General features: G+C 37.8%; 16 protein-coding genes and 1 other annotated feature. All 16 genes read right to left on the bottom strand.

Translation table 11 applies throughout. The features are described from left to right. Positions 1–438: 438 nt before the first annotated feature. Positions 439–2,109, bottom strand: coding sequence for a DNA repair protein RecN (gene recN, locus C9914_RS03055; RefSeq protein WP_106763310.1), 1,671 nt, complete (start codon positions 2,107–2,109; stop codon positions 439–441). Between the two features lie 11 nt (positions 2,110–2,120). Beyond that, positions 2,121–2,582, bottom strand: coding sequence for an arginine repressor (argR, locus tag C9914_RS03060; RefSeq protein ID WP_106763312.1), 462 nt, complete (start codon positions 2,580–2,582; stop codon positions 2,121–2,123). 165 nt (positions 2,583–2,747) lie between these two features. Beyond that, entirely contained in the window at positions 2,748–3,617 is an 870-nt protein-coding gene (locus C9914_RS03065; protein WP_106763313.1) for an NAD(+)/NADH kinase, read from the bottom strand. Positions 3,618–3,667: 50 nt separating this feature from the next. Further along, on the bottom strand, positions 3,668–4,486 hold the full coding sequence (locus tag C9914_RS03070) for a TlyA family RNA methyltransferase (protein ID WP_408003186.1): 819 nt from the start codon (positions 4,484–4,486) through the stop codon (positions 3,668–3,670). After that, positions 4,458–6,353 (bottom strand): 1-deoxy-D-xylulose-5-phosphate synthase, encoded by a 1,896-nt coding sequence (gene dxs / locus C9914_RS03075; RefSeq protein WP_106763317.1) that lies wholly within the window; start codon positions 6,351–6,353, stop codon positions 4,458–4,460. Before dxs ends, C9914_RS03070 begins: the two co-directional genes overlap by 29 nt. A gap of 93 nt (positions 6,354–6,446) precedes the next feature. Then, the gene (locus C9914_RS03080; protein WP_242972047.1) at positions 6,447–7,319 is read right to left on the bottom strand and encodes a polyprenyl synthetase family protein; all 873 of its coding nucleotides are present in this window, start codon (positions 7,317–7,319) and stop codon (positions 6,447–6,449) included. Next, positions 7,312–7,518: an exodeoxyribonuclease VII small subunit gene (xseB, locus tag C9914_RS03085; RefSeq protein WP_022264393.1), complete on the bottom strand. Its 207-nt coding sequence runs from the start codon at positions 7,516–7,518 to the stop codon at positions 7,312–7,314. The genes C9914_RS03080 and xseB overlap by 8 nt, the downstream gene beginning before the upstream one ends. A 5-nt stretch (positions 7,519–7,523) precedes the next feature. Next, the gene (xseA, locus tag C9914_RS03090) at positions 7,524–8,741 is read right to left on the bottom strand and encodes an exodeoxyribonuclease VII large subunit (protein WP_106763321.1); all 1,218 of its coding nucleotides are present in this window, start codon (positions 8,739–8,741) and stop codon (positions 7,524–7,526) included. Between the two features lie 5 nt (positions 8,742–8,746). Further along, positions 8,747–9,679 carry a tRNA (adenosine(37)-N6)-threonylcarbamoyltransferase complex transferase subunit TsaD gene (locus C9914_RS03095; protein ID WP_022264391.1) on the bottom strand — a complete coding sequence of 311 codons (933 nt, stop codon included), beginning with the start codon at positions 9,677–9,679 and terminating at the stop codon, positions 8,747–8,749. Continuing rightward, positions 9,679–10,110 (bottom strand): transcription antitermination factor NusB, encoded by a 432-nt coding sequence (gene nusB / locus C9914_RS03100; protein ID WP_106763324.1) that lies wholly within the window; start codon positions 10,108–10,110, stop codon positions 9,679–9,681. The genes C9914_RS03095 and nusB overlap by 1 nt, the downstream gene beginning before the upstream one ends. Positions 10,111–10,122: 12 nt before the next feature. Beyond that, positions 10,123–11,349 (bottom strand): tyrosine--tRNA ligase, encoded by a 1,227-nt coding sequence (tyrS, locus tag C9914_RS03105; protein ID WP_106763326.1) that lies wholly within the window; start codon positions 11,347–11,349, stop codon positions 10,123–10,125. A gap of 52 nt (positions 11,350–11,401) precedes the next feature. Continuing rightward, positions 11,402–11,633: a binding site (T-box leader), on the bottom strand. Positions 11,634–11,749: 116 nt separating this feature from the next. Then, on the bottom strand, positions 11,750–13,012 hold the full coding sequence (ftsZ, locus tag C9914_RS03110; RefSeq protein ID WP_022264388.1) for a cell division protein FtsZ: 1,263 nt from the start codon (positions 13,010–13,012) through the stop codon (positions 11,750–11,752). Positions 13,013–13,308: 296 nt separating this feature from the next. Continuing rightward, complete coding sequence (locus C9914_RS03115; protein ID WP_106763328.1) at positions 13,309–14,520, bottom strand: cell division protein FtsQ/DivIB; 1,212 nt, start codon at positions 14,518–14,520, stop codon at positions 13,309–13,311. A gap of 60 nt (positions 14,521–14,580) precedes the next feature. Then, positions 14,581–15,849 carry a UDP-N-acetylglucosamine 1-carboxyvinyltransferase gene (murA, locus tag C9914_RS03120; protein ID WP_306373300.1) on the bottom strand — a complete coding sequence of 423 codons (1,269 nt, stop codon included), beginning with the start codon at positions 15,847–15,849 and terminating at the stop codon, positions 14,581–14,583. 268 nt (positions 15,850–16,117) lie between these two features. Continuing rightward, positions 16,118–17,254: an undecaprenyldiphospho-muramoylpentapeptide beta-N-acetylglucosaminyltransferase gene (gene murG, locus C9914_RS03125; RefSeq protein ID WP_106763331.1), complete on the bottom strand. Its 1,137-nt coding sequence runs from the start codon at positions 17,252–17,254 to the stop codon at positions 16,118–16,120. Between the two features lie 71 nt (positions 17,255–17,325). Beyond that, on the bottom strand, positions 17,326–18,555 hold the full coding sequence (ftsW, locus tag C9914_RS03130) for a putative lipid II flippase FtsW (RefSeq protein WP_242972048.1): 1,230 nt from the start codon (positions 18,553–18,555) through the stop codon (positions 17,326–17,328). Between the last annotated feature and the right edge of the window lie 27 nt (positions 18,556–18,582).

The following is an 18,582-nucleotide window of genomic DNA, read 5'->3' on the forward strand; positions in this document are numbered from 1 at the left end:
ATCCAGAATTGGTTTTGAAAAATTCACAACCATTCAGCTATTGCACTTATCTAAAACAATTAAAAGTTTCGCTCGAGGCGGCGAGCCGCCGCAGCCAAGACGCGGAATCGCTCGGCAAGCCTCGCTCGTATTAAGTTAGGGAAGTTTATTCACGCGGAAGACTAAACTACCGATTAGCTAATAAATTTCCCAAAGACAATTAAAAGTTTCGCTCGAGCCTTTTCAAAGGCTCGCAGGGTTGAGGGACGGAGTCCCTCATAGGTTTTAAGGGCAACGCCCTTAACATTCTTTGCTCCCAAAGCGGTGGACTTTGTCCACCGCTTAAATTTTTCTTATCAACAACATTAGTCAAAAAGTGGACAAAAGATTTTAAGGTCCTCACCCTTAAAACCCACCAAAGGCTTGACCTAAATTTTAAGTTTCTTAAGGCAATGCGTTTTAGATGTTTTCGCCAGCTCTTAGCATTTCTTCAGCGTAGTCCAAAGACGCTTTTGTCATCTCAGTACCGCCAATAATTCTTGCAAGCTCTTGTTTTCTTCCCTCGTGGTCAAGTTCTTCAACTTTTGTGAAAGTCTTTTCGTCCCTAACGCTTTTAGAAATCTTAAAATGCGAATTTCCCATAGCCGCAATCTGTGCCAAATGCGTTACACAAAGAACTTGCCTGCTTTTTGAAACCTCTCTTAATTTCAAACCAACCTTTTGTGCGGCACTTCCGCTTATACCTGTATCAACTTCATCAAAAATCAGCGTATCAATATCATCCTTATCAGAAAGAACATTCTTAACAGCAAGCATCATTCTTGAAAGCTCACCACCTGACGCTATCTTTGAAATAGGCTTAGGGGGTTCTCCGGGGTTAGTTGAAATCAGAAATTCAATATTATCACAGCCAAGAGAATTAAGCTCGCAACTTTCTTGCACAACAACAAGCTTTACATTCGGCATATCAAGAAAAGCCATTTCCTCGCAAACCTTATCTGCAAATTCTGATGATGTTGCTCTTCTCTTTTCAGATAGGGCTTTAGCAAGCTTTTCTGCTTCTTTATAAGCCTTATCACATTCTTTTATAAGAGCCTCTCTGTTCTCGTCATACATCACAAGAGCATTAAGCTCTTTTTTAGCCTTATCAAGAAAATCAAGCATTTCCTTAATTGTAGAGCCATATTTTTTACCGAGTGTATAAATAAGGTCAAGCCTTTCTTCTATACTGTCAAGTGAACCACCGTCTGTATCAACTAAATCTGTCAAGCCTGTAAGCTCTGAAAGACAATCTTCAAGTTCATAAATCGCTGATTCTATTCTTGAATTTATTGGCTCAACCTCGCTCATATATTCTGAAATATCAGAAAGCTGTGAGTTTATCTCCTGTAAATTTTCAAGAATGCCAGAGCTTTCTTCATCACCGTTCATCAAAGCACGAGAGGACATAATTGCTTCAATAATTTTTTCACTGTTCTGCAAAACTGCTTTTTGTTCGTTAAGCTCTTCATACTCTCCGTCACGCAAATCTGCATCTTCAAGCTCATCTATCTGATACTTTAAAAGGTCGATTTTTCTTTCTCTTTCGCTTTCATCGACAGTAGCTTTTTTAAGCTCAGCGGAAAGCTTTTTATATTTCTTATAAACTTCCTGATAAGCTTCAATTTCACTCTCCAAGCCTGCAAGTTTATCTATATAGGATATATGCAGTTCTGGGGACATAAGCTCATAGCTTTCATGCTGACCATGTATATTTATAAGTTGAACTCCTATTTCTTTCAGTGTTGAAACTGTTGCAGGTCTGCCGTTTATTCTGCATTTATTCTTGCCAGTCGTGCTAATCTCACGCTGAATAAGAAGTTCTCCGTCCTCAAGCTCAAAGCCTGCTTCATCAATAACAGCAAGAGCCTTTTCGGATAAATTTGTAAATTCCGCACTGACAAAAGCTGAAGATGCACCTGTACGAATCAATTCTTTAGAGGTTCTGTTACCTAAAACAGCATTTATAGAATCTATAACAATAGATTTACCAGCACCAGTTTCACCCGTCATTACATTAAGACCTTTTTTGAAGTCTATGCTTGTTTTCTCGATAACTGCAATATTTTCAATGTATAAATTTGAAAGCATAAAAATTCCCCTTATACCTTGCCAGAAGAGATGAATCTTTTCAACTCAGTAACAAGAGCAAGAGAAGCTTCCTCTCCCCTTGTTGCTATAAATATTGTATCATCACCTGCAATCGTTCCTACAACACCAGGGCGATGAACATTATCAAACGCTGCACATACAGCTTGAGCCATACCACTATGTGTCTTTAGCACAACTATATTAAAAGAATAATCAACGCTTGTTACAGAGCTTGTAAAAATACTAAGTACATCTGATGGAATTATTGGATTTTTTTGTGGTGCAATAGCATATTTGTAATTTCCGTCACCAGCAGGAATTTTTATAAGCCTAAGCTCCTTAATATCTCTTGAAACAGTAGCCTGAGTTACATTAAAGCCCTGACCTCTTAATTCATTCAGCAGTTCCTCTTGAGTTTCAATTCTTTTATCCTTTATAAGTTCAAGTATTTTTGTTTGTCTTCGTGCTTTCATCAAATCACCATTCCTTATGGAGTATCTCTGCAAACAAGCAGAGCTTGGATTAAATTTCTAAAAGCTATTTTGCTTATTTAACATAAGTTCAATAAATCAAAAGTTTCGCTCAAGCCTTTTCAAATTTATTATGAACTAAGTGCTATTATTAAATATATGTTATATTTAAAGTCCTCTTTCCGTAAATTTATCACTTAAAACTCTATAAAAAGTCTTATCCTTTAACACAATCAATTCTGCATATATTTCCGCAGTAGTTATAACTACTGTATCGTCAGCAGTTATCGGAATCGTAGTTTCACCGTCTATTGTAAGCGTTAAATCTGTATCCTCTCTTGAAGCTGCATTAACAAGAATTTCAGATGATGGATTAAACAGCACAGGTCTTGAAAATAAAGAATGAGAGCAAATCGGAGTCATAAGTATACAAGACATAGACGGCTCTATTACAGGGCCTCCTGCTGAAAGTGCATAAGCACTTGAGCCTGTCGGTGTTGCTACAATAAGACCATCTGCACAATAATGGCAGATATAGCTTTTTTTTAGCCAAACATCAAGGTCGATAATCTTTGTCATAGAGCCACGAGAAATTACCGCATCATTCAAGGCAAAGAACGATTTGCTTCCACTTTTGGATTTCAGCGTAACCTTTAGCATTTGTCTTTTTTCAACATTATAATCTCCAGAAAAAAGCCTTTCAAGCATAGGAAGTTCATTAGGTTCAAGCTCGGCAACAAAGCCAAGTCTGCCCATATTTATTCCCAAAAGCGGTTTTTCAAAATTTGCGGCGTGTTTGGCGGCGTGAATGATAGTACCATCACCGCCAATAGTTACAACAGCATCACACTTCTGTATAAGAACTTCGTGTGATTCAAAAAAAGCTATATCATTATCAGAATATTTTTCTGATAAATCGGCTGTCATTAAAATTTTACCGCCGAATGATTTCAGAAGTCTTATAGCTTTCAGCGATTCTTCATATGCTCCATTTTTTGTAAGGTTTGGTATTAAGGCAATTCTTTTTAATGCTCTCATACTTACCTCCCAACTGCTTAATTAAAGCAGTACAAAATATAAATTTCTGATTATGTTTTATCCAGAGTTGAATGTGAAAGCTCCGCAAGAGCCTTTATATCTATACCGTCAACAGCCTTTGGATTATCTGATTTTCTTATATAAATCAAATATTCTATGTTTCCCTCAGGACCTTTTATCGGGGAATAATCCAAGCCCAGTACATCAAAACCATTTTCAAGACAGAAATTATAAATTTTCTCTATAACCTCAATATGAACGGATATATCTCTTACAACACCTTTTTTACCAACCTTATCTCTGCCTGCCTCAAATTGAGGTTTTATAAGGCAAACAGCCTCGGCATTATCTGCAAGAAGATTTCTGACAGGTGGTAGTACAAGGCACAATGAAATAAATGCAACATCAACACTAAAAAATTCGATTTTATCAGGAACCTGTTCTTCAGTAATATATCTGACATTTGTGCGTTCAAGATTTACTACTCGTTCATCATTGCGAAGCTTCCAATCAAGTTGACCATAGCCCACATCAACGGAATAAACCTTTTTAGCTCCATTTTGCAGCATACAGTCTGTAAATCCGCCTGTTGATGCACCGACATCCATAGTAATCCTTCCGTCAAGCTTCAAGCCGAAAGCTGTCATAGCCTTTTCAAGCTTCAGACCACCACGACTTACATATTTAAGCTTATTTCCCCTAAGCTCTATTTTCACATCATCACCATAAGTAGTTCCTGGTTTATCCGCCTTTTGATTATCCGCATAAATCTGTCCTGCCATAATAAGTGCTTTAGCCTTTTCTCGGCTTTCAGCGATGCCATATTCAACTACAAGTTGGTCAAGTCTTTTCTTTGCCACAAAGTTCACCGTCACATTTTATTTTCTTTAGAATTACTTCTTCCATACCGTCAGTATCAAGTTTATATTTTTTAAGTGCTGAAGCGACTGTCGATTGTTCAACATACTGGTCGTCTATTGCGGTTAAAGTATATTTTCCAGTAAAATCATTTTCAATAAGCTTACATAGAAAATGTTCTCCAATTCCGCCACAGCTTATGCCTTCTTCAAAGAAAAAGCAATATTTAAAATCTTTTGCTCCGATAACAGCACCACTGTCAATCGGTTTAACAGTATTAAGCTTTAATATACAAGCAGAGATTCCTTGTTTTTCAAGTCTTTCCATACATTCACAAGCGAATGAAAATAATCTTCCGTATGTAATTATAAGTATATCACTTTTTTCATCTCCGAAAAAGACATATTTTGAATCTTTTATCAAAAAATTTTTAGGTTTATACAATTCTCTGCCACGAGGATACCTTACTGCAACTATTTCACTTTCGTTATAAATAGCGTTTTTAAGCATAAACCTAAGTTCGTCAAAGTACGAAGGGCATAGTATTGTAACATTTGGAATATTATTCAAAAATGAAGTATCAAATAAGCCTTGGTGTGTTTTTCCGTCCTCACCGACAATTCCCGCTCTGTCTATTGCAAGAATAATATGAAGCTTTTGAATTGAAGCATCATGTATAATCTGGTCATAGCTTCTCTGCAAAAAGGTTGAATAAACCGCAAAAACCGGAATCATTCCACCCATAGCCAAACCACAGCCAAAAGTAACTGCGTGTTCTTCAGCTATACCTACATCAAAAAACCTGCTTTTATATTTCTGTGCAAAGCTTGATAAACCCGTACCAAGCTGCATTGCTGCAGTTATCGCACAAATTTTCTCGTCTTTCTCCGCAATCTGACAAAGAGTTTCTCCGAAAACATCAGAATAAGATTTTGAACCACCATTTGTAAGACCAGTATCAACATCAAAAGGTGCTGTTCCGTGAAAGCCTTTCGGATTTTTTTCCGCAAATTCATAGCCTTTGCCTTTAGTTGTAACTGCGTGAATAAGCACAGGACCTTTTTTCCTTTTAGCCGCATTTAATGCAGTAATGAGTTCTCCTATATTATGACCATCAAAAGGCCCATAATAATAAAAGCCCATATCCTCAAAAATAGTTCTGCTCTTAAAAACTCTACGCTTTATGAAATTTTTTAATCCTCTGAAAAATCCAAGCAAGCCTTTGCCAATAACAGGAATCTTCGTAAGAAATCTCTCAACCTTAGATTTAGTATTCAGATATGATGGATTTACTCTTATGCTTGTGAGATACCTTGCCATAGAACCAACATTTTTAGATATAGACATCTTGTTATCGTTAAGCACAACGATAAAATTTTTCTTTGAGCGACCAGCGTTATTCAATCCCTCGAAAGCAAGTCCTCCAGACAATGCACCATCACCGATAACAGCAACAACATAGCTGTCATCATCATTAAGGATATTGGCACATTGAAGTCCATAGGCTGCCGAAATTGATGTACTGCTATGACCTGCACCAAAGGCATCATTTGGATTTTCCAAGTGTGATGGAAAACCCGAAAGTCCGCCCTCTTTACGCAAGGTATCCATTTGCTTATATCTGCCTGTAAGCATCTTATGTGCATAGCATTGATGCCCAACATCAAAAACAATCTTATCCTTTGGCGAATCAAAAACTTTATGTAAAGCAACTGTAAGTTCAACAATGCCAAGGTTTGGAGAAAGGTGTCCGCCATTTTTAGACACAACGGAAACAATCTCTTGGCGAATTTCGTCCGAGAGATTTTCAAGCTCTTTTACCGAAAGATTTTTTATATCTTGCGGTGATTCAATTTTTTCAAGAAGCTTATCTTCCATTTTCACTTACTCCATTTATGACAAAGCTATATTACGATATGTTGCCTTATATTATACCACGAGTTTTTATGTCGTACAAGTTTTTAATAATTGTTATTTATTACGATTAAGTAGATTTATGGCAAGTTCACGAAGCTCTGCTGATTCGTCTTTACCAAATATATCAAGTGCCTTAACTGCATCATCAGTTAATTTCTTAGCAATCTGACGGCACTTTTCTTCACCATAAATTGACATAAATGTTGTCTTTTCGTTTTCTTCATCACTGAGAATAGGCTTGCCGAGAACCTCAGGAGTAGAAACAACATCAAGCACATCGTCAATAATTTGGAAAACAAGTCCTATTTTACCGCCAAATTCTTCTGCGGCTTTAAGTTTTTCATCATCTGCCCCTGCGGCAATACATCCGAGGACACATGAAGCCTTTAACAAAGCTCCTGTTTTTTTGCCATACATTTTTTCTAAGGTTTCAGCCTCAACCTTTTTGCCCTCAATGCTTAAATCTATAAATTGTCCTCCGACCATTCCACTGACACCTGCAAAGCTTGCAAGTATTCTTCCAGCGTCTGCAACGGCTTTAGCTGAGGTTGCCTTAACAGCCTTTTCCGAAAGAGCAGTTTCAAAAGCTAAAGTGAGCAATGCGTCACCTGCTAAGAGAGCAGTATCTTCTCCAAAAGCACGGTGGTTTGATGGTCTGCCTCTTCTCATATCATCATTATCCATACAAGGCAAATCATCGTGAATAAGTGAATATGTATGAATCATTTCTATTGCACAGGCAAAAGAAAGTGCATTTTCTGGGTTGCCTCCGCAAGCCTTACAAAATTCAAGGACAAGCTTAGGACGGATTCTTTTTCCACCAGCCATAAGGCTATATTCCATAGAATCAACAAGACCTTTGACATCATTATCTTTTATCAGAAATTCATCAAGAGCCTTTTCTATCATCTCTGAATATTCATTCATCAGCATTCTCCTCCTCTATCTCAGAAAGTTCGGTTATCTTCTGTTCTGCGTTTTTTAATGTTTCATAGCAAGCGTTTGAAAGCTTTATTCCTTGCTCAAAAAGCTTTAGCGATTCCTCTAAGCTGGCTTCTCCGCTCTCAAGCTTTTCAACTATTTCACGCAACTTTGTTATATTAGTTTCATAAGAAATCTTTCTCATAAGAATTATCCTTTCTCATCAAGAGTAATCGCCTTAACTTCACATTCTGCTTTTCCGTCTGAAAGCTTAACCATAATATTTTGACCGATATTTAATTCTTTTGCACTCTTTATAACTTTATTCTTATTCTGAACAATACTATATCCCCTTGAAAGAACCGAAAGCGGACTTAAGGCATCAAGCTTCGCAGAAAGAGCCACAAAATCTCGCTGATTTTCTGAGAGGATAGCCTTAAAAGCCTTTATCATATCTGCTGAAAGCATATCAAGTTCATTCTTGCGTATGTTTATAAACTCCTTTGGACTAAGCAACACTTTTGATGAAGCTAAATTATCAAGCTCTTGCTTTTCAAAATCTATTCGTCTTTGCATAATAGCGGGCAGACTATCTTTTACACTTTTAAAATATGAAAGTAATTCTGTCATATTAGGAGTAGCGAGTTCTGCCGCCGCTGATGGTGTAGGGGCTCTTAAATCTGCAACAAAATCACAAATTGTAAAATCCGTTTCGTGACCAACAGCAGAAATTACTGGTATATCAGATTTAGCAATAGTTCTTGCAAGCTTTTCATCATTAAATGCCCATAAATCCTCAATAGAGCCACCGCCTCTGCCTATGATTATAACATCAGCGGCATTTGCTTTATTAAATCTTTCAATAGCATCAATAAGCTGTGCTGAAGCATTTTCTCCTTGAACAAGTACAGGACAGAAAACCACCTCAGCAATAGGGTATCTTCTGCCAAGAATATTCAAAATATCTTGAACCGCCGCTCCCGTTGGAGAAGTTATAACACCAATTCTTTTTGGATATGCGGGTATAGGCTTTTTTATATCCTCGCTAAAAAGTCCCTCGGCTGAAAGCTTCTTTTTAAGCTGTTCATAGGCAAGATTCAAAGCACCTATTCCATCTGGCTGCATATCTTCAATATAAAGCTGATATTGTCCAGTAGCCTCATAAACAGATACTCTGCCCCTCGCAATAACCTTCATACCTTCTTCAGGCTTAAAGCGAAGATGCCTTGCATTTCCTGCAAACATAACCGCACGAACAAGAGCTTTATCGTCCTTGAGCGAAAGATAAATATGCCCCGAACGATAATGGTCAGTAAGATTAGAAATTTCTCCTGTTATATAAATCTCTCTTAGAGCAGGACTTTCATCAAGCAATGACTTTATATAAAAATTAAGCTGTGAAACTGTTATTACAGAACTTACTGCCATTATTTCTACTCCTTTTCGTGTAGTCTATTTGCAAGTATAGCAACACCAGAGGCATTATCGCTTGAAAACTTGGGTTCGGCAAAAAAAGCACCATATCTTTCCTCAAAATGCTTTCTGATAATTGAATTAGACATAACTCCACCAGCATATACAAGCGGAAGCTTACCATATTTTTCAATCAGAACTTCTGTCATTTTATCAAGCGTTTTCTGTATATTCATCAAACACGCAAAAGCCACTTTTTCTGGCGATGCACCGTCAGTCAACATTCTTGCACAAATGTTTTCAACACCGGAAAGGCAACAATCTGTACCTTTAAGAGTAGCTTTTGCAGTAACTTTTCCACTATACTTCAAAGCAAGCTTTTCGAGTTCTGCTCCACAAGGAAAATGCAGTCCGAGCATTACTCCGACTCTATCTACAAGCTGACCTGCGTTAAGGTCTAAAGTCTTTGCGATAATCTCAATATCAAGCGGATTTTCCGTTCCTTTTTGAACTAAGAGAGCCTCAGTAGTACCACCAGAAACATGAAAAGCAATGAACCTTTCATTCATCAATTCAAGCTTTTTAGCTGAATAGAGAGCCGCCGTAATATGACCTGCCTGATGTGAAACAGTATAGAGTGGAACTTTCAAAGCCTTAGCTAAAATTCTTGCAGAATTAACTCCAACTGTAAAGCAAGGCATATATGAACCTTCAACATCACGAGGTCTTGATGAAACAGCTATTGCATCAAGCTTACCGTTAAAGCTGTCAAACGCCTCATCAAAAACATCTGCAAGCTGATTTGTGTGATGAAATACAGCGTCACTCTGTCTTAAACCTCTTTCACCATCCTTAACAGGCAAAAGCTTTTTGCAATTTTTTAGGATATTCTCCCCATCATAAATAGCAACAGAGGTTGTATAATTACTTGTATCTATTCCGAGAGTAAGCATTATTTTTCACCATTATTCTTTGCTGAACGAGCAACTCCACCAAGCACACCATTAAGGTAAGAGGCGTCCTTTTCTGTCGCATACTTCTTACAAAGCTCAACAGACTCATTGATAGAAACACTTGTAGGAACATCTTCAACAAACATAATTTCAAAAGTAGCTATTCTCATAAGTGTAAGTACAACTCGAGAAATTCTGCTCTTGCTCCAGCCCTTGAGATTTTTCTCAATAAGCTCATCAATAGCCTCAAGATTATCATAAACACCATTTGTAAGGAGCTTTGTAAATTCTCCGATAGATGCGTCACGAGCCTCAACAGCACTATCGAAAACCTCTTCAGAATCATCGTCCTTAAACATACGCTCAAAGACAAGTGTAAAAGCCTCTTCTCTTTCCTGTCGTCTGTTAGTTAATTTCTTATTATTTTCCATAGCTTAATCCCCTCATTTCAGAATTATCTTATGAAATACCTTTTTACCCTTTTTAACTACAATATAACCCTTTTCAAAGTCAGCAGTTTTAACTGTATAGTTCGGGTCAGTAATCTTTTCACCGTCAACAGATAATCCACCCTGTGTTACAACTCGTCTGCCCTCAGCCTTTGACGGAACTATTGAAACATTAACAAGCAAATCAAGAATGCCTATCTCACCGTTTGTTAAATCGTCAGCAGAAATTTCTGTTTGAGGCATATTATCTGTATTGCTTCCCTTTGCAAACAATGCCCTTGCACCATCAAGTGCCTTTTTAGCCTCTTCTTCACCGTGAATAAGCTTTGTAAGTTCAAATGCAAGAATTTCCTTAGCCTTATTAAGCTCTTGTCCCTCTAATTTTTCAAGTTCTTTAATCTCATCAAGTGGCAGGAATGTAAGCATTTTCAAGCACTTAATAACATCAGCATCAGCAACATTTCTCCAATACTGGAAAAATTCAAATGGGCTGGTCTTATCAGCATCAAGCCATACCGCACCCTTTTCTGTCTTGCCCATTTTCTTACCCTCGGAATTTAGCAAAAGCTTGATTGTCATAGCGTGTGAATCCTTGCCAAGCTTTCTTCTTATAAGCTCAGTGCCACCGAGCATATTGCTCCACTGGTCATCTCCGCCAAACTGCAAGTTACAACCGTACTCTTGGAAAAGCTTATAGAAGTCATAACTCTGCATAATCATATAGTTAAATTCAAGGAAGCTAAGTCCACGCTCCATACGCTGTTTGTAACATTCAGCTGTAAGCATACGATTAACGCTAAAGCAAGCACCAACCTCTCTCAAAAGCTCAACATAGTTAAGATTAAGTAGCCAGTCAGCATTGTTTACCATCATAGCCTTGCCTTCACCAAACTCAATAAAACGGCTCATCTGCTTTTTAAAGCAATCACAGTTATGCTGAATAGTTTCCTTAGTCATCATCTTACGCATATCAGTCTTACCTGATGGGTCGCCAATCATAGCTGTACCACCGCCAATAAGTGCGATAGGTCTGTTTCCTGCCATTTGAAGTCTTTTCATAAGGCAGAGTGCCATAAAGTGTCCAACATGAAGGCTGTCTGCTGTTGGGTCAAAGCCAATATAAAATACTGCCTTTCCATCATTTACAAGCTTTTTGATTTCTTCCTCATTAGTTGTTTGAGCGATTAAGCCACGCTCTTGAAGTTCCTCATATACTCCCATTGGTTTATTTCCTTTCTAAAAATAAAATAATAAAACCCTCTGCAAATATAATGCAGAGGGCGAATATCGCGGTACCACCTCATTCACTGTTCAGCAAATGAACAGCCTTACGGCAAAAGCCGTTGCACAATAACGAGTGCCAATCGTCCCTCACTACGCAATTAAATAATCTTCACAAGGGATACTCAGAGATGTATTTCATACGCTGTTCTGAATGGCTCGCACCAACCGCCACATCTCTTTGCAGAACAAATCGCACTACTTCTTCTCATCAACGCATTTTAGATATTTTTATAATTATACACATTTTCTCTATAAAAGTCAACACAGCTATTCAATGAAAAACGAAAGCGGTAAGCCATTTAGACTTACCGCAAATTTTACTATTTAATTATTTATCTTATCTATTGAAGATAGACATAATATCATAGAATGAGTCATCGTCATCATTTGGAGCAGCATTTGTTGTCTGCTGTGCTTGTTGCTGTGGTTGTGCAGCAGGCTGTTGCTGTCTTTGTGGACGCTCCTGCTGTGCAACTGGCTGTTGTCTTTGTACTCTTGGCTGGTTAAAGCTAGTCTGCTGTACAGGAGCCTGCTGTGTTGCTTCAGCCTGCTTTGCTGATGGGTCACCTGGTGTAGCACCAAGCTGATAAGGAGCTTTGTTGCTTACAGGAGCAGTGCCTGATGGCTTAAATGCTGCATCAGCTGTTGTAGGAAAACCTGTTGCAATAACAGTAACACTGATTTCGTCTTCCATCTGGTCGTTGAATGCAGCACCCCAGATGATGTTTGCATCTTCGTCTGCCTGTTCAGCAATCATAGTAGAAGCAATGTTGATTTCCTCAAGGCTGATGTCAGGTGAGGAAGTGATATTGATAATAACACCCTTAGCACCATCAATAGCTGTTTCAAGAAGCGGACTTGAGATTGCATTTGAAGCTGCAACCTTTGCTTTGTCCTTACCAGAAGCTCTGCCGATACCCATATGAGCATAGCCAGCATCCTTCATAACTGCTGTAACATCAGCAAAGTCAAGGTTAACAATACCAGGAAGAAGAATAAGGTCAGAAATACTCTGAACGCCCTGACGGAGAACATCGTCAGCAGCAGCAAAAGCATTTTGAAGAGTTATAGCTTCTTCGCTGACATACTTAAGTCTTTCATTAGGAATAACAACAAGAGAATCAACCTGCTCTCTGAGAGCGGCAATACCCTGTTCAGCCTGAGCCATTCTACGCTTGCCCTCAAACTGGAAAGGCTTTGTAACTATACCGATTGTGAGGATACCCATTTCTCTTGCAATCTCAGCAACGATAGGAGCTGCACCTGTACCTGTGCCACCGCCCATACCTGCGGTAATGAATACCATATCAGTATCCTTGAGTGCATCTGCGATTTCATCTCTGCTTTCGTCAGCAGCCTTCTGTCCGATAGAAGGCATAGAGCCTGCACCCTTGCCATGTGTAATCTTATCGCCAATCTGAATCTTTTGTGTAGCCTTTGAACGGCCAAGAGCCTGATGGTCTGTGTTAATAGAAATAAATTCTACACAGCTTACTCCCTCGTTAACCATACGGTCAACAGCGTTTCCGCCGCCTCCGCCTACACCAATAACCTTTATATGTACGATGTTATTCATCTCTTCTTCAAACTCGTAAGGCATATTTTTGCTCCTCTCAATTCGACATCATGTTTTTGCCAGCGACAACTTTCGCTTATACAGTCTATTATATAATTTACCACCATTTTCGGCAAATTTCAATACAATTACGCTATTTTATAAATGTTTTCCTATGAAATAATTTCTGCTAATTCTTTTTTGTGTAAAACAACCATTAGCTTTAATAAATAATTCCAAAATAAACTTATAACGTATAATTATAACATTTTGAATAGCAAAAAAACAAATGGATTTTTCATAAATTATAACTTAATAATCATATTTTTGAACTTTTTCCACTAATTTTCAGGTGCTCCGGAAGGGTCATAATATGAATACTTTCCTCCCTCTGCACACATAGAAACATCAACTGTTCCCTTGCTGTCTTTCTCAAGCTTTTCATCTATAATAAGTTTAGCTGTTTTAACCTTATAATTAAGATTTTCTGGAATACCAAGAATTATTGTAAGTCTCTTATCATAGCTAAGCTTAACATTTGAAGGGTTAGTAACATTGATTGTAGAAACCTTTTTTATTTCATTTTCATTCAATGCTTGTGTAACATCATTTATAATGTTGTTCATATTTGAAAGCTTATATTCTATAGTAGCCGAAAGTTCCGTTTTCTTGAGTTCAGCACCCTTTATAAGTGGAACATTATATTTATTATTATCAAGAATTTCTATAATTTTCCCTTTAGCACTCAAAATATAGAACTTTCCATTTGTTTCTATTGCAGAAGTAGGCTTAGCCTCCTCAACATAAATTGTAACTGAATTAAATGGATTTTTCTTAATGCTTACCGACTCAATATAAGGAAATTTTTTTTCAATAATCTCCTTGCTTGGTTCTGTATTGCAAAGAAGGAGATTGGTTCCAATAGCGATTCCACTCGCATCTATAATTTCATCTGGTGAATATCTCGTCTTGCCCTCAACAGTGATAGAATCTATCTTAAAGAAAACAGTCAGACAAAGCACAGCTGCAATCATTGCAATAATCATAACCATTGAAGTATACATTGCAAGAATCTTTCTTCGCCTTTTCTTTGCCGAAAACGGCTTAGATGAACGCTTCATCTTACGCTTTTTCTTTGGTTTTTGCTGACTATCATTTTTTTCAGGATTATGCTTTATATCAGCTTGATTTTCAACCTTTGGATTTTTTCTACTTTCACCATTTGATGAATTATGCTCATTCTTAGCAGCATTTTGATTCTGATTTGATTTTTGCTTAGGGTGATTATCCATAGGCTGTTTTGGCTTAGCCTGTTGTTGCTGAGAATGATTTTTATGTAGTTCATCAGGATTTTGTGGCGTATGGCGTTTATCATTCTTAGTCTTTTGAGCCTTCGCCTTACCACTTTGAGTTTTTTTCTTACGCTCGCTCTCAGATTTAGCTCTTATCTCACGATAGCTTATAGTAGGAACAGAATCGTTCGCAGGATTATTTCTGCGTTTTTGTTGGTTTTTCTGCTCAAAAGACTTATCATTATTCTGTTTTTCACTCATCTTTTGATTCTCCCCTTTTTATACTCTCGCAAAATAAAGATTTTTAATTCTATAAAATGGTTATGAATTTACTCTTGCAATGCAAGCTCCAAGCTTTTTAAGCTTGCCCTCAATATTTTCATAACCTCTGTCTATATAATGAATATTAGAAATTTCGCTTCTTCCGTCTGCCCCAAGAGCCGCAATAACAAGAGCCGCCCCACCACGCAAATCTGTTGCCGAAACAGACGCTCCTGAAAGTCTTTCAACTCCACTCACAACAGCAACTCTGTCCTCTGCTTTGATATTAGCACCCATTCTCTGAAGCTCAGCAATATGCTTATATCTTCCAGAAAAAACGGTTTCGACAAATACGCTCGTACCCATACTCTGAGCCATAAGTGCCATAATAATAGCTTGTGCATCAGTAGGAAATGCAGGATACGGCATAGTTCTTATATATTTTACTGCACCTAAGCGTTCGGGTGCAGTAATTGAAAGCCCACTATCAGTTGATTGTAGTTTACAGCCAGATTCCTCAAATATCGGAATCACTGCCATTATATGCTCGGGCAATACACCAATCACTTCTCCAGTACCACCTGTAATAGCAATAGCCGACATATAGCTTATTGCTTCAATTCTGTCAGGGATAACCTTATGATAAGCACCACTAAGACTTTCAACACCGCAGATTATGACTGTGCTTTCGCCTGCTCCTATAATCTTAGCTCCACAGCTTCTCAAAAAAATTGTAAGGTCAACTATTTCAGGTTCTTTTGCCGCATTTGAAATAATTGTAGTTCCTTTTGCCAAAACAGCCGCAAGTATAATATTTTCAGTAGCACCAACACTCGGATATGGCAGTGCAATCATAGCACCCCTTAGTTTATCACGAACCTTACATTCAATCAAGCCGTGATTTTCCGAAATATCGACGCCCATCTGCTTTAATGCCGAAATATGTATATCAATCGGTCTTGGTCCTAATTCACAACCACCAGGCAAAGAAATTTTTGCCTCACCCATTTTAGCAATTATTGCACCAAGAAATGTTATTGATGAACGCATTTCACGCATCATATCTTCTGGAATATCATTTTTAGTGATTTCCTCGTTACCGATTATAACGGAGCCTCCATCACGATAGGCAGATTTTCCCAAATGTCTGATAATTCTCATCGATACATTGCAATCTGAAAGTCTCGGGCAATTATCAATATAGCATTCATCATCACAAAGAATACTTGCCGCCAAAATCGGCAAAACACTGTTCTTTGCTCCTTGAAGCTTAACTTCTCCACATAGCCTTGTTCCACCGTCTATAATCAGCTTTTCCAAAATCAACACCCTTTTCATAAAATATATTACTACATATATATTCTATGAAATGGCTTGTTTAATGGTGACAGATTAAAAAAATATTTAATTTACTTATCTTTTATATAACCTCTTACGGACAGTAACAATAGCATCATCCTTGACCTATGAGCCTTTTAAGTTTGAAAATTCAGAAGCAAATAACAGATGTTAATTTAACGAAAAAATTGAATGCGTTTCGACAGCAGAGTTACTCCGCATTTTAGCGAAACTTTTTAGTTTTTATTGCTCACTTTAATTATTTCTTTTTTGCCTTTGTTGCAGACAAAACTTCTATAATAACTGAGTAAATTCTCTTTGTAGCGTCAGTAATAGCCATTGCCTTTGCATTTTTAGTAAATTCTGCAAGACGCTCACTATCAGATGCAAGCTTATCAATTTCTCTTGTAAGCCTTTCAGGTGTAAGTTCGCTTTCTTCAATAACAACAGCGGCATTTTTATTTGCAAGAGCCATAGCATTGTGATACTGATGATTCTCCGCAACATTAGGTGACGGAATCAAGATTGAAGGCTTGCCCTGTGCCTGAATTTCGCTCAAAGTAATAGCACCCGCTCTTGCGATAACCAAATCAGCCGCCGCAAGACAAGTTGGCATATTGTTTATATATTCTCTTATATCGAGGTTAGTAGCTTTTTCGAGGTCAGTACCCTTTTCTTTGAGTAAATCAGGGAACCATTTTCCATATTGTCCATAAGCGTGGATATGCTGATATTTTCCGTCATTGGCACTTCTTGCAATAATATCAGCAAGAGATTCGTTGATAATTCTTGCACCAAGACTTCCACCAAAGGAAAGAATTACAGGCCTTGAATCCAAGCCAAGCTCTTTTCTTGAGGCTTCCTTTTCAGCTGTGAGGATTTCACCTCTTACTGGGTTACCTGTATCAACTGTTTTGCAGTTCTTTTTTAGATAATCCTTTGCACTTGGTACAGCAAGCATAACTCTATCAACAAGCTTAGAAAGCATTTTAGTTGTAACACCAGGGAACGCATTCTGTTCATGAATTACAGTAGGAATGCCCATCTTTGCGGCTGTCCTTATTACTGGACCGCTGACATATCCGCCTGTTCCAACGCAAATATCAGGCTGAAACTCTAAAAGAATTTTCTTAGCCTCTTTACTTGCTGTAATAGCTTTTTTAGCTGTAACAATATTTTTCTTAATTCCTGCTGGAGTAAGTTTTCTCGAAAAGCCCTGAATAGAAATTGATTTAAATTCATACCCTGCCTGAGCTACAAGCCTTTCCTCCATACCGCCCTTATTTCCGATATAAAGTATTTCAGCGTCAGGCTGACGAAGCTTAACATATCCTGCTATGGCAAGTGCAGGGTTAATATGACCTGCTGTGCCACCACCTGCAAATACAATCTTCAAGCTACAACTCTCCTTAATTATAATAGTTGGAAATTCGCTTTAAATTATTTTAGAAACAAAGCTTAAAAGCTTTAAGTCTTTTCTATATTGGCAGTTCTCGAGATAGAGAGAACTATTCCCATCTGTGCTAAAAGCATAATCAACGATGAACCACCATAGCTAAAGAATGGCAAGCTGATACCTGTATTCGGAAGCAAATCTGTAACAACCATAATATTGATAACAACCTGTATGCCAATCTGTGCTGTAAGTCCTATTCCAAGAAGTGAACCAAATTTATCCTTAGCTCTCATTGAAATAGTAATTCCTCTCCAAACAAGGAGTGCAAAAACTAAAAGAATAATCAAAGCACCGATAAAGCCCATTTCTTCACATACAACAGCGAAAATAAAGTCGTTCTGTGCTTCAGGCAGATACAAATGCTTTTGTCTTGACTGTCCAAGCCCCAAACCCCAGAAACCACCTGAGCCAATAGCATATAGAGAGTTTCTTGTTTGGTAAGTATCGTCCCAAGTCTGTTGGTCAATATAGTCAAGAGCCTGACCCCAAGCACCAATTCTGTCCATTGCATAGCCAAGATTATCAGTTAAATACAAAACAAGAATAGCAGCTACAATAAGTCCTCCAGCCAAAACAAACCAACGAAGCTTAACACCACTTACAAACATCATAACCGCTGCAAGGGAAATAATAATAACAATACCTGACCAGTGAGGCTCTAATGCCATAAGAACAACAGTTATTGCAAGAATAATAACCTCTGGCAGAACTCCTATTTTGAATGTTCCCATTTCATTTATATGTACCGAACCCCAGTGGGCAAAGAAAATGATTATTGCAAACTTACTGATTTCAGAAGCCTGCATGGTAAATATTCCAAGTGGCAGCCATCTATGAACACCTGTTGATGATGGTATAAATAAAACCACTGTCAAAAGCAGGAATGATAAAATCAATATAAGAAAAGCAAATTTATGCAAATGATGATAGTCAAAATATGAAAGAATAAACATTAAGCCTATTCCTATGGCTGCAAAAATTGCCTGTCTTGTCAAGTAATAATAGCTGTTGCCATTTTGATAGGCATATGCCGCAGGATAGCTTGCCGAAAACATCATTACCAAACCTATAAAAAGAAGTGCAATAACTAAAAATAAAAACGGCATATCAAGACCGAGTCTTATTGAAAAGGGTTTTAATTTCGCTCTGACTTTTCTCGGTGAAGCTTGGTGTTGTCTTTGCTCTAATCTTACGCCGACATTTTCATTATTAGCCCTTGCACCAGATGTCTGACTTGGCAAAATAAACACTTCCTTTCATAAGCCAAT

The sequence above is a fragment of the Pseudoruminococcus massiliensis genome (assembly GCF_900291955.1).
Classification (GTDB): domain Bacteria; phylum Bacillota; class Clostridia; order Oscillospirales; family Acutalibacteraceae; genus Pseudoruminococcus; species Pseudoruminococcus massiliensis.